The sequence below is a fragment of the Brevibacterium siliguriense genome (genome assembly GCF_900105315.1).
Classification (GTDB): domain Bacteria; phylum Actinomycetota; class Actinomycetes; order Actinomycetales; family Brevibacteriaceae; genus Brevibacterium; species Brevibacterium siliguriense.
The window spans coordinates 1,562,847-1,576,864 of sequence record NZ_LT629766.1; the positions used below are offsets into that span (position 1 = coordinate 1,562,847).

Here is a 14,018-nt window from a genome sequence, read left to right on the forward strand (position 1 = left end):
ACCGGTCGCCGGCTGCCGGGTTCAACGACTGCGACAAGTAGGAACAGATGACATCAGAGACACCCGACCCGGAATCCGCAGCGACGCGGACGCCGGGCAGTGACAGCGAGCCAGTGCTCGAACTGCGCGGAATCAACAAACGGTTCGGCGCCGTCCAAGCACTGACCGACATCCACCTCAGCGTCGGTCGCGGCGAAGTCGTCGGCCTCGTCGGCGACAACGGCGCCGGCAAATCGACACTTATCAAGGTCATCGCCGGAGTCCACGCCGCCGATGATGGCGAGCTCATCATGAACGGGACGGCGCAGAGATTCTCGTCCCCGAAGGATGCGCAGAGGGCCGGAGTGGCCACCGTGTTCCAGGATCTGGCACTGTGCGAGAACCTCGACGTCGTGGCCAACCTGTTCCTCGGGCATGAGAAGACTCGCGGCGGGGTGCTCGACGAAGTCTCGATGGAAGCCAAATCATGGGAGCTGCTGCGGAGTCTGTCGGCGAAGATCCCGAGCGTGCGCGTACCGATCGCGGCCCTGTCCGGCGGCCAACGTCAGACCGTCGCCATCGCCCGGTCCCTCCTCGGCGAACCGTCCTTGGTCATGCTCGATGAGCCGACGGCCGCCCTCGGTGTCGCCCAGACGGCCGAGGTGCTCAACCTCATCGAACGGCTGAAGGAACGGGATCTCGGCGTGCTGCTCGTCAGCCACAATATGGCCGATGTGCAGGCCGTGTGCGACCGGGTGCACGTGCTGCGCCTGGGCAAGGACGCCGGTGACTTCCCCGGAGACGAACGAACCGATGTGCTGGTCGCCGCGATCACCGGAGCCAGCGACAATGTCGTGACCAAACGCGCCGCACGGAGGGGTGAGCGCCGATGACCCGCAATTCCTTCATCACCGATGAGCGGATCTCGTCCGAAGGCATCGTGGGGACGTTCGTCCGACGGGTCAAAGAGGGGCAGCTGGGCTCGTTCCCCGTCATCCTCGCCCTCGTCGTCATCGTCATCGTCTTCCAATCGGCCGACTCGAACTTCATCTCACCGGCCAACCTCGTCAACCTCTCCACCCAGGTCGCGTTCCTTGCGATCCTCGCACTGGGCATCAACCTCATCCTGCTCCTCGGTGAGATCGACCTGTCCTTGGCGCAGTTGGGTGGTCTGGCCGCCTCGTTGCTCGGTGTCCTGGTGGTGCGGCAAGGTGTGCCACCGGTGATGGCTCTGATCATCATGCTGCTGCTCGGGCTGATCGTCGGCGCGATCCAAGGTTGGTTCTTCGCAGTCGTCGGCATTCCCGCCTTCGTCGTCACCCTAGCCGGTCTGCTTGCCTTCACCGGTCTGACGCTGACGACCCTGGGCACGCAGAAGAACCTGTCGATGTCGGACACTTTCGCCTTCGACTTCGCGAGCTTCTACTTCCCAGCGATCTGGGCCTATATCTTCGGAGCGATCGCGATCATCGGCTTCGGCGGCGGAATCATCTATTCGAAGATGCGCCGCCACCGCGAGGGTCTCAACGCTCCGAGCTGGACCTCCGTGATCGTGCGCATCGTGCTGCTGGCCGCGATCGTGTTCGGCTTCCTCATCCTCGTCAACCAGGACTTCGGTCTGGCGATGCCGTTCTTCCTCATGATCGTCATCGCGATCATCATCGACCTCGTCCTGCGCAAGACCCGCTACGGCCGTTCGATCTACGCCGTCGGCGGCAAGGTCGAAGCCGCTCGGCGTGCCGGTATCCGCGTCACGTGGGTGCGCATCAGCGTGTTCATGGCCGCCGGTGTGCTGGCCGCGCTGTTCGGATTCATCAAGACCGGCGTGACGACGAATGCGGGATCGACGCTGGTGAGCACGCAGGATCTGCTCAACGCGATCGCCGCAGCCGTCATCGGCGGCACCTCGCTCTTCGGCGGTCGCGGTACCGCTTGGGCTGCTGTGCTCGGTGCTCTGGTCGTCGGCGCGATCAACAACGGTCTCTACCTCATCGGCTTCAACTCCGATGCGCAGCAGATCATCACCGCACTCGTCCTGCTCACCGCCGTCGTCATCGATGCGCTCAGCCGCCGCGGCCAGAGGTACGTCGGGCGGGGGTAGCGGTGACTCTTCGCTCAGCGGACCCCGTCGCGGTGAAACCACCGTGAACCGGAGGTGGTTTCACCGCGACGGGGTCCGCTCGGCGGTTCTGCAGGTTGGAGGAGTCGCCCGTGTCCGGGCGGGCTGATACAGTCGGAGCCATTGACATGGGGTGCCTCATGAGGATCCGCCCAGGCGGAGATCGGCGAGGCTGAGAGAACACCCATCGAACCTGATCTGGGCCATACTAGCGAAGGGATCGTCATGGTTGACTTCGACCTGCGTTCTGCGAATGCGCGACTGCGCGCCAGCAATCCACTCATCCAATGCATCACGAACACCGTCGTGCAGCAGTTCAGCGCGAATGTGCTCCTGGCCATCGGCGCCTCCCCGGCGATGCTCGACCATGAAGCCGACGCCGGACAGTTCGCCGGCATCGCCAGCGGAGTCCTCGTCAACTTCGGAACCGCCTCGAACCACCAGCTGCTCGCCGCCGACGCCGCCATCGACGTCGCGTATGCCGCCGGCAAACCCTGGGTCCTCGACCCCGTGAGCATCGGCGCCGTCGACTTCCGCACCTCCCGCATCCGCCGCGCCGCAGCCGATCACCCCACCGCAGTCCGCGGCAACGCCTCCGAGGTCGCCGCGCTCGCCGGAGTCGGACTCGGCGGACGCGGAGTCGACTCCACCGATGATGTCGATGCCGTCCTTCCCGCCGCAGCAAAGCTGGCACGAGAAACCGGCGCCATCGTTGCCGTGTCCGGACCCACCGACGCCGTCGTCGCCCACATCGACGGGACCGACCACGTCGCCCGCATCTCAGGCGGCCACGAGTTCATGCCGCTGGTCATCGGGACCGGCTGCTCACTCGGCGCCGTCACCGTCGCCTACCTGGCCTCCGTCCGCGCGGGCCTCGCCGACCCCGCAGCCGATGCCTCAACCGTCAACGCCACTGAACAGTCCGCGAACGGTGGAGCCGCCTCGGCGAGGTTCGAGGCCGTCGTCGCAGCCCACGCCCACTTCGCTGTCGCGGGGGAACTCGCGGCCGACGGCGCGAAGGGACCGGGCAGCTACTCGGTGAACTTCCTCGACGCACTCCACACCGTCGACGGCGACCGACTCGCACGGGCCGCGATCAGCCTCGACACCCTTCCTCTCGGCGAAGGCGTCCAGGCATGACCGCCGGATCCGCGCACATCGCTGACAACCCGGCTGACGACGGCGCGACCGTGAACGACCGAGACGGCGCGACCGACCGCTTCGCCGGAATCGACACGCGCCTCTACCTCGTCACCGACTCCGCCCAATGCGAAGCAGCCGGGCGCAGCGTCGCCGAGACTGCGCAGGCCGCCGTCGCCGGGGGAGTGGGCATCGTCCAGGTCCGCGACAAGGACATCGACGACGGTGACTTCTACTCGCTCACCCGCCAAGTCATCGCCGCCGTCGACGCCGCCACCCGCGGCACCGACCGCACGGTCCCCGTCGTCCTCAACGACCGCGTCGAGGTGGCCCGCCGCCTCATCGACGAAGGCGAGAACGTGCACATCCACGTCGGCCAGACCGACGCCACCGTCGCCGAGGTGCGTGCCGCCCTGGGTGCGGCACCGCTCATCGGGCTCTCAGCCGCGAACAGCGACGAATTCGCCGCCGCCCGTGACTCCGGAGTCGTCGACGTCGTCGGCATCGGGCCCGTCTATGACACCTCCACGAAAGCCGACGCACCCGACGGAATCGGACCGGACCGCCTCGGCGAGTTGGTCGAAGAAGCCGGCATCCCCGCGGTCGCAATCGGCGGCATCAACGCCGGGCGCGCCCCTGACCTGCGAGGGCGTGGGCTGATCGGGATCTGTGTCGTCTCGGCGATCTGCATGGCCGACGACCCGCAGGCGGCAGCCGAGGAGCTGCTCACCGCATTCACCGGGAGCGATCAGTGACGGCCCGCCCCCGATCACCCTGTCCATCGCCGGCACCGACCCCTCCGGCGGTGCCGGAATCCATGCCGATCTCAAGACCTTCACCGCGCGGGGGACGATGGGCACGACCGTCATCACGGCCCTCGTCGCACAGAATACACATGGGGTGTCTCGCGTCTACCCGATCGACGTCGACTTCGTCTCCGACCAATTCGACTCCGTACTCGACGATCTGCCCGTCGACGCGTCGAAATCGGGGATGCTCGGCAGCCGTGAACTCGTCGAACTCGTCGTCGCCCGTGCCGCCGAAGGTCGTCTCGGCTTCTATACCGTCGACCCTGTGATGATCGCGACCTCCGGCCACCGCCTCCTCGAGACCGAGGCGATCGACGCCGTTCGCAACCGGCTGCTGCCCGTCGCCGATCTCATCACCCCCAACCTCCCCGAGGCGGCCCTGCTGATCTCCGATGACGAACCCGAAGCGCAGACGGCTGAAGCCATGCGTGACCAGGCCGGACGCCTCCTTGAACGAGGCCCCGGCGCGGTCCTGCTCAAGGGCGGACACGGCAGCGAGGACGAGGTCGTCGACATCCTCGCCACCGCCGACGGCCAGGTCCGAGAGTTCACCCACCCCCGCGTGATCACCACGAATACGCACGGAACCGGGTGCACCCTGTCGGCCGCTGTCACCGCCGAGGTGGCCGTCCTCGCCCGCGAACGCGCAGCGATCGGGTCCGACCTCCTCGGCGATGCCGTCGGCAATGCCCTCGACTTCCTCGCCCGCGCACTCAACTCGGCTGCGGACTGGCAGCTGAGCCTGGATCCGGAAGGCGCCCACGGGCCCGTCGATCACCAGGTCGACATCGTCCGCGGCCGACCAGCCTGACCGCTGCTTCGCACGCACCGCAACGTCACACGAATCGCGACATCACACGAGCACAAAGGAGTTCCCATGACCGTCAATTTCGCTGCAGGCCCTCTGACCACTCAGCTGTGGGACCGCGTCCGCCCCATCGTCAAGCAGATCGAGGCTCTGCCCTTCCTCGCCCAGCTCGCCGACGGCAGCCTCGACCCGAAGGCGTTCGTCAACTACATTTCGCAGGACAGCCTGTACCTCAACGGCTATGCCAAGGCGATGTCGTTCCTCGCCGCGAAGACCGTTGACCGTGACGAATCCCGATTCTGGGCCGGATCCGCGGCCGAGGCGATCACCGTCGAAGAGGAGATGCACGGAGAGCTGCTCGCCGACACCCGACTCGCCTCGGCGCTCGAGGAACTCACCGCGGAAGGTTCTCGTTTCAAGGCCTCCCCGACGACGCTGGGCTATGTGTCATTCCTCGTCGCCACGGCCGCCAGCCGCTCCTACGGCGAAGGAGTTGCCTCCGTCCTGCCCTGCTTCTGGGTCTACGCCCATATGGGCAAGGTGCTTGTCGACCAGGCAGGCCAGATGGCCGACGACCACCCCTACCGCACCTGGGTGCAGACCTACGACTCACCGGACTTCGACGAATCGACCCGCCACGCCGTGCAGGTCCTCGAACAGGAGCTCGCGAAGGCCCCGAGTGAGGAAGCTGCCCGCATGCGTGCCGCCTTCGAACAGGCCTGCGTCTTCGAGCTCCACTTCTGGGCCTCGGCACACGCCATGCAGAACTGGGACGTTTCCGTGTTCCTCCCCGAGAACGTCACCGTCTGATCCCAGGGATCATCAGATCTCCTTCGCCGAGGCGACCCTGACCTTGAGTCGGTCACGTCGGTGAAAGGGCGGGAGCATTCCCGACCCTGCATTCGTCTCCGACCGCGCGGTCACCTCGGCGGGCGTAGGCGGCGGACGAGGTTGATCAGGGATGCGGCGGTGATGATGAGGAATACACCTGTGGGAAGGAACGTCATCCCCGTCGGCATTGTCGCTCCGCGTCCCTCGCGCATGATCATCACGAGTACTGACGTCAACAGCAGTGCCGTAGTCCCGCCGACGATGCGCATGAATTCCATGACGCAGTCGAAGAGATAGGCGCGCTCCCCGCGTTCGAGCCAATAGTCCTTGAACGGAATGTTGATGAGGCTGATCGGCAGCTTCTCCCAGATCCAGCGGATCGAGAAGAGCACGGGAATTCCCACGCCGATCGGCACAAGCCAGCCCAGCGTGCCCGCCTTCGAGGACCAGTCATCGGGCTGTCCCGAGGAATCGAAGTGGCTGGCCACAGTGTCTGGAGCCTGGATCCAAAACCACACGGCAGTGCCGATGAAAATAAGGATCGACAGGACTGCGAACACGAGCGCCGCGAAGGACGCGAAAGGGCTTTGACGAATAGGTTCGGAGGAAGTCACCCTGCCACTCTAACAACAGCGGCAGTCAGCAGCAGTGGTCCCGCTGCGTTTCGACTCGAACCGACTCCGTCCGGCGCCGTCGGTCCAGCTTCAGGCGTGGGAGGCTCCCGCAGGACCGTCCGGGTAGTGAGTGAGCGGACCGAAGGATCCGAGCACATGCCAGCCGCGGCGCAGGGTGGTCCACAGGAGCACGTGGTCGACCTCGATGAGGGGCACTCGATCATGCTTCGGGCAGGCGTATCGTCCGATGAAGAAAACGATCGTCGAGAACATCACTGCGATCATGAACAGAATCAGCAGATCCATGGCGGCCCCCTCACACTCTGATGCGAATGCTTCTCTTTCAGTCTCGCCCCAAAATACGGAGAATGAAAGGGGTATCCCATCTGGTGAGCGCAAAGGTGATCAAAATCAACTTAGGTGTGAGACGAAGCTCGCGTTCGCAGGCTCGAGAGGTCTCAGGTGAAGCTTGTGGCGAGACTCTCGGCCGCAGCAATGACTGACTGCGCGGCCGCTCTTCCCTGTTCGAGGGTGATCGAGGACGGGAAGGTGAAGCGCACACTCGTCTGCGCGATCTCGTCGGCGATGCCCAGGGCCGTGAGCACATGCGAGGGTTCGTCGGAGCCGACCGCGCAGGCCGAGCCGCTCGAAGCCGTCACTCCGCGGTGTTCGAGTTCGAGCAGCACCGCCTCACCGGAGGTGTTCGAGAAGCAGAATGACGCGTGGTTCGGAGTCCGTGCGTCGGCGCTGCCGGTGAGGAACGCTCCGGGCACGGCTTCGAGCACTGTGGTGGTGAACTCATCGCGGATGGCCCGGACACGATCGGCGGCTCCGGTCCGCTCCGCCTCGGCGAGTTCGAGGGCCGTGGCGAACGCGACGGCCAGGGCCACATTCTCCGTGCCCGAGCGCCGTCCCGACTCCTGACCGCCGCCGTGGATGAGGGGCTCGACGGGGACGCGGGCGCGGATCGCGGCGATGCCGATGCCCTTCGGTGCTCCGACCTTGTGCCCGGCCAAGCTGAGTGCATCGACGCCCAGCCCTGTCAGCGGCAGCCACCCGGCCGCCTGCACCGCATCCGTGTGGAAGAGGGCACCGGCCTCATGGGCGATTCCGGCCAGGGTCGGAATGTCGGCAACGGTGCCGATCTCATTGTTCGCATAACCCAAGGTCACGAGCACGGTATCCGGTCGCACGGCCGCGGCCAGGGCCTCTCCGGTCACGGTCCCATCGGAGGTCGGGGCCACCTCGGTGACGGTGAATCCGTGGACGCGGGTGAGGAATTCCACCGCGGCGAGCACAGCTTCGTGTTCGATGGGCGAGGTGACGATATGTCGCTGAGGCGGCGCCGCGCTCCCGGCCCGAGCCTGAGTCCGGCGCCCGAGGGCCATACCGATGATCGCGAGGTTGTCCGCCTCGGTGCCGCCGCTGGTGAACGTGATGTCGGTGGCCCGCATGCCCAGCACCTTCGCCACCCGGGCGCGGGCGTCGGCGAGGGCGTCGGCTGGTCCGCGCCCGAATTCGTGATGGCTCGACGGGTTGCCGAACGCACCGGCCAGATATGGCCAGGCTGCCTCGAGTGCCTCCCTGCGCACGGGGGCCGCGGCCGCGGTGTCGAGGTAGAGGCGACCGGTCATCTCAAGCCTCGAGGGAAAGATCGAGGCCGAGATCGATCGAACGGACACTGTGGGTCAGCGCGCCGGATGAGATGACGTCGACGCCGGTGGCCGAGATCTCCGGGATCGTCTCCAGCGTGACATTGCCGCTGGCTTCGACGACGGCGCGGCCGCCCACGAGTTCGACCCCTTCGCGCAGCTGAGCCGGAGTGAAGTTGTCGAGCATGACGATATCGGCGCCGCCGTCGAGCACAGCGGGCACCTGGTCGAGCCGGTCGACCTCGACCTCGATCATCGTCGTATGCGGCAGTCGGGCACGGGCGGACCGGATCGCCTCGGCGACGCTGAGCCCCTCGCCGGTGAGCACGGCCAGGTGGTTGTCCTTGGCCATGGCGGCATCGGAGAGTCCGAAGCGATGATTGTGCCCGCCGCCGCAGACCACGGCGTGCTTCTCAAACGCCCGCAGGCCCGGAGTCGTCTTGCGAGTGTCGACGATGCGCGCTCGCCCGGCCGCAGCATCGACGAAGGCACGGGTCTGGGTGGCGATTCCGCTCATCCGCTGGCAGAAGTTCAACGCGATCCGCTCGGCCTGCAGCACCGCGCGAGCGGGACCGGCAACCGTGGCCAGCACCTGACCTGCGGTGAAAGCCGCACCATCGGCGGCGACGGGATCGACCGTGACGCTCGGGTCGACGAGGGTGAAGGCGCGGGCGAAGACCTCGATCCCGGCGAGCACTCCGTCTTCGCGGGCACGCAGATCGGCCTTCGCCGAGGCGGTGGCGGGGATGAACACCTCGCCGGTGATGTCGCCCCAGGGAGCGTCCTCGTCGAGGGCAGTGCGCAGCGCGGAATCGATGGTCGCAGCGGTCAGCATGCGGTGGCCTCCTGAAGCAGAGCGGTGGGCTTAGCGAGCGTGGTGTCGGTGCGCGTGTTGGTGCGAGCGTCGGTGCGGGTATGTGCGCCGAGGCTGTGCTCCCGGGCCAGCGCATGCCGAGCCATGTGCTCGGCGATGAGCGCGAGGTTCGCGGTCTCGAACGCCTCGACGTTGGTCGCAGAAGGGGCGGTGTTGCGGGCACCGTCGCCGAGGCGGTCGAGCAGGGTCCGCAGACCCTTGGCCGTGCGCTCGACCCCCAGATGAGCCCAGGTCAGAGCCTGCAATTCGGTCCGTGTCAGTGCCGTCTGATGGAATGAACCGAACTGGGGGAGTGGGAGCTCATGGTCCATGGAATCGGAATCCTCGAAGTCGAGGTCCGGCAGTGCGTCGATCGCTGCGACGGCGCGGGTGGCGAAGACTGCGCCCTCGAGCAGGGAGTTCGAGGCCAGCCGGTTGGCGCCGTGCACTCCGGTGCACGCGACCTCGCCGATGGCGAAGAGCCTTTCGACGTTCGTGCGACCATCGCGATCCGCAGCCACCCCGCCCATGAAGTAGTGGGCGGCGGGAGTGACGGGAATGAGATCCCGGGACAGATCGAGGCCATGCGCGGCCAGTCCTGCGGTGATGCTCGGGAACCTGGCCGCCACATCCGGGATGGCCCGCGCATCGAGGAAGCAGGGACGTCCGTCCTGAGCTGCCTGGCGGCGATGCAGGGCAAGAGCTACGACATCTCGGGAGGCGAGCTCGGCACGATCGTCGACCCCACACATGAACCGGCGACCCCGCTCATCGAGCAGCAGTGCGCCGGCCCCGCGAACGGCCTCGGAGATGAGGAAGCCGTGACCAGAAAGGGTGGTGGGATGGAACTGGAAGAACTCGAGATCAGCGACTTCGGCACCGGCGCGGATGGCGGCGGCCAGACCGTCTCCGGTCGCGGCAGCCGGGTTCGTCGTGTGCGCGAAGACCTGCCCGGCCCCGCCGGTGGCCAGCACTATCGCATCGGCGCTCAGGGTCTTGGCAATTCCATTACTGAGCACAGTGATTCCCGTGGCTCGAACCGCTCGGGATTCGTCGTCACTGGTGAGGATGTCGACGAACATCGTGTCTTCGAGCAGAGTGACGCGACCTGCGGCAACTTCGGCGCGCAGCTTCTCCGCCAGCGCGGTGCTGATCGCCCGACCGGTCGCATCGCCTCCGGAATGGAAGATGCGCGGAAATGAATGCGCCCCCTCCATTCCGCGGGCCCAGACCCCGGTCGCATCGGTGTCGAAGTCCACCCCCGCCTCGGCGAGGGAGACGATCGCGTCCCCACTTGCCTCGCACAGAATGCGCACGGACTCTGGGTCACAGTGCCCGGCACCTGCCGTGAGCGTATCGGAGACATGGGAGGCGACCGTGTCATCGGGGCCGATGACACCGGCGATGCCGCCCTGCGCCCATTCGGTATTCGACTCGCCGAGGCGGTCCTTCGTCACGAGAGTGACCGTGTGGCGGCCGGACAGGCGCAGTGCCGTGGTCAGCCCCGCGATACCGGAGCCTGCGACGATGACGCGGCTCATCAGGTGCGCGGCCTTGCGGTGAGCATCCGCTCCAGGGACACACGTGCGGGATCGGCCACCTCGGCGTCGACTGAGATCTGGTTGACGACCTGACCGTCGATGAGGGATTCGAGGACCCATGCGATATAGCCGGGATGGATGCGGTACATCGTCGAGCACGGGCAGATGACGGGATCGAGGCAGAAGATCTCGTGCTGCGGGTGCTCGGCAGCCAGCCGCTGGACGAGGTTGATCTCGGTGCCGATGGCGAACGTGGTCGGTTCGGCGGCCTCGGCGATTGCCTTCGTGATGTACGCGGTCGACCCGGACTCATCGGCGGCTTCGACGGTCTTACGCGGACATTCGGGGTGGACGATGACGCGCACGTCCGGGTGGTCGGCGCGGGCCTTGTCGATCTGAGCGGGGGTGAAGCGTTTGTGCACGGAGCAGAAGCCCTGCCACAGGATGACACGGGCATCGGTCAGCGTCTGCTCGTCGTTGTTGCCTAGCGGTCGTGCGGGATTCCACAACGGCATTTCGTCGAGTCCGATGCCCATGTTCACCGCAGTGTTGCGACCGAGGTGCTGGTCGGGAAAGAACAGGACCCGCTGCCCTCGTTCGAACGCCCATTCCAGGACCACCTCGGCGTTCGACGAGGTGCACACGATTCCACCGTTGCGACCGCAGAAGCCTTTGATCGCGGCCGAGGAATTCATGTACGTGACGGGGATGACCGGGACGCGACCGTCGGCGTCGGGTTCGGTGCCGAAGATCTCCGCGAGCTGCTCCCAGCAGTCCTCGACCTGATCGATGCTGGCCATATCAGCCATCGAACAGCCAGCGGCGAGGTTGGGCAGAATGACCGACTGCTCCGGTTTCGACAGCAGGTCGGCGGTCTCTGCCATGAAGTGGACGCCGCAGAAGACGATCGCCTCGGCCTCCGGATGGTTCTGGGCGGCCCGGGCGAGCATGAACGAGTCGCCGATGTAGTCGGCGTGTTCGACGACCTCGACCCGCTGGTAGTGGTGGCCGAGCATGACGACGCGATCGCCGAGGGTGGCCTTGGCGGCACGGATGCGGGCATCGAGCTCCTCCGGCGATGCCTGCTTGTATTCGTCGGGAATGTCGCCCTGACGTGGGGCGGCGACCGGAATCGGGTCGGCCATCGAGGAGCCGGGGCCGTAGCCGGGTCGTTCGTCGACGTCCCATGGGGCATCGAGCAGCTCCGTCGTGCACATGTCGTCGTTCGCGCCCGAGGCAGAGATGTCTTTGAGGGTGAGTTCGATCGAAGCTGTCGTGGTCATCATCGTCCTTCGCTCGGTGGGCGGCGCCCGTTCCTGAGGTGCTTCACCGATGGTGCGAGCCGCCCGAAATCTTTTGCGCATTCGTGCGTTTATTTCTTTGCGCAGATTTGAGCTTAATCCTGTGGGCGGGCAATGTACAACTCTCTTAACGCGAGCGCGGCGTCGGAAGTGATCAATGTGCAGACTGCGAGCGGTGGGAGGGCGGTGCTGCAGCCCAGGTCGTATCGCTGTCGATGGCTCTGCGCCGGAGGATGCAATAGGCTGTGGTCTGGCTCGCAATCCGAGTCGATGCGCGCTGCGGTGGGCGCCCCCGTGAGAGACACCGAGGCTTCGGACCGGAGCATCGATCTCGCCCCGCCCGCGCCGGCACCGACGACATCGCATATCCGAAGGATTCTCATGCCCGAAGCGGCACAAACGAACCAGTTCACGTCTACCTCCAGTACCACCCCAGCCGACAACGCGACTGGCGGCGGCAATGCCACGGCGGGTATCGCCTCGGCGGAACAGCCGGCCCCGTATGGCGGTCCGGTTTCGGCACACGCGGCGCCGCCCCGGCGAATCCGGACCCTCGACCTCATCAAGGCCAAGGCGGAAGGCCGGCGGTGGGCGATGCTGACCAGCTACGACCAGTACACGGCGGCCCTGTTCGAGCAGGCCGGCGTCGAGGCCCTGCTTATCGGCGATTCGGCGGCGAACAACGTCTACGGCCACGCGACCACCCTGCCGGTCACCGTCGATGAGCTCATCCCTCTTGCTCGAGCTGTCTCCTCAGCCACGAGCCGCGCACTCATCGTCGCCGACCTGCCCTTCGGCAGCTACGAGGTCTCCGACGAGCAGGCTGTGGCCACGGCCGTGCGCTTCATGAAGGAATCAGGAGTCCACGCGGTCAAACTCGAAGGCGGGGCACGGATGGCCGCCCGGATCAAGGCGATCACGACGGCGGGCATCCCCGTCATGGCGCACATCGGCTTCACTCCGCAGGCCGAGCACAACCTCGGCGGCTACAAGGTCCAGGGCCGCGGCGAAGCAGGGGAGGCGCTGCTCGACGACGCCCGTGCCGTGGCCGAGGCCGGAGCCTTCTCCGTGGTCATGGAGATGGTGCCCTCCGGACTGGCCGGCCAGGTCACCGCCGAGCTGACGATCCCTACCGTGGGCATCGGTGCCGGTGCGGACTGCGACGCCCAGGTCCTCGTGTGGCAGGACATGGCGGGCCTGCGCACGGGCCGCGCCCCGCGTTTCGTCAAGCGCTACGCCGACCTGCATTCCGTGCTCACCGAGGCGGTCGGCACCTATGTCGAAGAAGTGAAGTCCGGGGCCTTCCCCGAACCGGAGAGGAGCTTCGACTGATGGAGGTCGGCGGCATCCAGGCGCTGCGTCGGTGGCGGGCAGGTCAGCCAGGCCGCACCGGTCTCGTCCCGACGATGGGAGCCCTGCATTCGGGGCATCAGGCGCTGATGACCCGTGCTCGCTCAGAATCCGACCTTGTCGTGGCCTCGATCTTCGTCAATCCGCTCCAGTTCGGCGCCGACGAGGATTTCGTCCAGTACCCGCGGCCGATCGAGGAGGATCTGAAGAAGTGCGAGGAGGCTGGGGTCGACTTCGTCTTCGCGCCGGCGCTGGCAGAGATGTATCCGTCCGCGCCGGAGGTGAGGGTCGTCGCCGGGCGCATGGGAGCCGTGTTCGAGGGCGCGGCCAGGCCCGGGCACTTCGACGGCGTGCTCACCGTCGTGGCGAAGCTCTTCACCCTCATCGACCCCGATGTCACGGTGTTCGGGCTCAAGGACATCCAGCAGTTCGTCCTGGTCAAACGCATGATCGCCGACCTCAACTTCGATATCGAGCTCATCGGCCTGCCCGTGGTTCGGGATGCCGACGGCCTGGCCATGTCGAGCCGCAACTCCTACCTGGCCCCGGATGAGCGTGCCCGTGCCCTGGCGATTCCGCGGGCTCTCAATGCCGCCGCCGAGGTGGCCGAGCGAGGCTGCGGAACGGCGGGTTCCGGTGCTGGTGCGGGGCTGTCCGCCGCCGTCGAGGCGGCCGCGCTTGCCGAGTTGGAACCCGCCGCCGAACGCGGGGACCTCGAGATCGTCTACTGCAGCCTCGTCGAGTCCGCGACCCTGCGGCCGTGCCCGCCGGACTTCACGGGACCGGCTCTGCTGCTGGTCTCCGCGACGGTCGGCGGGACTCATCTCATCGACAATCTGCCGCTGGAATTCTGACGCGATATGCAATTGTGATTGGTTTATGAAGATTCTGATGAGCGATCGACATATAAATATGTAATCGACAGAGATTATGTCGATATCTATGATTTCAATTGTCTGCAATTGATTGCTGGACTCTTGTTCTCGGTGTTCGCTGAGAATAGACTCAAAATCAGCAAGAG

General features: G+C 66.2%; 14 protein-coding genes and 1 riboswitch. Of the genes, 8 read left to right on the top strand and 6 right to left on the bottom strand.

What is annotated here, in order from left to right:
• Positions 1–47 precede the first annotated feature (47 nt).
• The 6 genes from BLU88_RS06810 to BLU88_RS06835 all read left to right on the top strand — a co-directional run bounded on the left by BLU88_RS06810 (position 48) and on the right by BLU88_RS06835 (position 5,665).
• Positions 48–872: an ATP-binding cassette domain-containing protein gene (locus tag BLU88_RS06810; protein ID WP_092011629.1), complete on the top strand. Its 825-nt coding sequence runs from the start codon at positions 48–50 to the stop codon at positions 870–872.
• Positions 869–2,080, top strand: a complete 1,212-nt coding sequence (locus tag BLU88_RS06815; protein ID WP_092011632.1) for a sugar ABC transporter permease — start codon at positions 869–871, stop codon at positions 2,078–2,080. The genes BLU88_RS06810 and BLU88_RS06815 overlap by 4 nt, the downstream gene beginning before the upstream one ends.
• A gap of 137 nt (positions 2,081–2,217) precedes the next feature.
• Positions 2,218–2,336, top strand: a riboswitch (TPP riboswitch).
• Positions 2,324–3,238: a hydroxyethylthiazole kinase gene (locus BLU88_RS06820; protein ID WP_092011635.1), complete on the top strand. Its 915-nt coding sequence runs from the start codon at positions 2,324–2,326 to the stop codon at positions 3,236–3,238. (Overlaps the previous riboswitch by 13 nt.)
• Positions 3,235–3,993 carry a thiamine phosphate synthase gene (gene thiE, locus BLU88_RS06825; RefSeq protein WP_092011638.1) on the top strand — a complete coding sequence of 253 codons (759 nt, stop codon included), beginning with the start codon at positions 3,235–3,237 and terminating at the stop codon, positions 3,991–3,993. Before BLU88_RS06820 ends, thiE begins: the two co-directional genes overlap by 4 nt.
• Positions 3,908–4,858, top strand: a complete 951-nt coding sequence (thiD, locus tag BLU88_RS06830; protein WP_231939655.1) for a bifunctional hydroxymethylpyrimidine kinase/phosphomethylpyrimidine kinase — start codon at positions 3,908–3,910, stop codon at positions 4,856–4,858. Before thiE ends, thiD begins: the two co-directional genes overlap by 86 nt.
• Positions 4,859–4,924: 66 nt before the next feature.
• Positions 4,925–5,665 (top strand): TenA family protein, encoded by a 741-nt coding sequence (locus BLU88_RS06835; RefSeq protein WP_092011641.1) that lies wholly within the window; start codon positions 4,925–4,927, stop codon positions 5,663–5,665.
• Positions 5,666–5,775: 110 nt separating this feature from the next.
• Here BLU88_RS06835 and BLU88_RS06840 read toward each other — a convergent pair whose 3' ends face one another.
• The 6 genes from BLU88_RS06840 to nadA all read right to left on the bottom strand — a co-directional run bounded on the left by BLU88_RS06840 (position 5,776) and on the right by nadA (position 11,629).
• On the bottom strand, positions 5,776–6,300 hold the full coding sequence (locus BLU88_RS06840) for a DUF1648 domain-containing protein (protein ID WP_092011646.1): 525 nt from the start codon (positions 6,298–6,300) through the stop codon (positions 5,776–5,778).
• A gap of 90 nt (positions 6,301–6,390) precedes the next feature.
• Positions 6,391–6,606, bottom strand: a complete 216-nt coding sequence (locus BLU88_RS06845) for a hypothetical protein (protein WP_092011651.1) — start codon at positions 6,604–6,606, stop codon at positions 6,391–6,393.
• Between the two features lie 152 nt (positions 6,607–6,758).
• On the bottom strand, positions 6,759–7,934 hold the full coding sequence (locus BLU88_RS06850; protein ID WP_092011655.1) for a cysteine desulfurase family protein: 1,176 nt from the start codon (positions 7,932–7,934) through the stop codon (positions 6,759–6,761).
• Position 7,935: 1 nt separating this feature from the next.
• Positions 7,936–8,787, bottom strand: a complete 852-nt coding sequence (gene nadC, locus BLU88_RS06855) for a carboxylating nicotinate-nucleotide diphosphorylase (protein ID WP_092011658.1) — start codon at positions 8,785–8,787, stop codon at positions 7,936–7,938.
• Positions 8,781–10,346, bottom strand: coding sequence for an L-aspartate oxidase (gene nadB, locus BLU88_RS06860; RefSeq protein WP_092011661.1), 1,566 nt, complete (start codon positions 10,344–10,346; stop codon positions 8,781–8,783). The genes nadC and nadB overlap by 7 nt, the downstream gene beginning before the upstream one ends.
• A complete protein-coding gene (nadA, locus tag BLU88_RS06865; RefSeq protein ID WP_092011664.1) occupies positions 10,346–11,629 on the bottom strand; it encodes a quinolinate synthase NadA in 1,284 nt (427 codons plus the stop codon). Before nadA ends, nadB begins: the two co-directional genes overlap by 1 nt.
• Positions 11,630–12,028: 399 nt before the next feature.
• Here nadA and panB point away from each other — a divergent pair, with 399 nt between their 5' ends.
• Positions 12,029–12,979 (top strand): 3-methyl-2-oxobutanoate hydroxymethyltransferase, encoded by a 951-nt coding sequence (gene panB / locus BLU88_RS06870; protein ID WP_092011667.1) that lies wholly within the window; start codon positions 12,029–12,031, stop codon positions 12,977–12,979.
• Positions 12,979–13,851, top strand: coding sequence for a pantoate--beta-alanine ligase (gene panC / locus BLU88_RS06875; protein WP_092011670.1), 873 nt, complete (start codon positions 12,979–12,981; stop codon positions 13,849–13,851). The genes panB and panC overlap by 1 nt, the downstream gene beginning before the upstream one ends.
• Positions 13,852–14,018 lie beyond the last annotated feature (167 nt).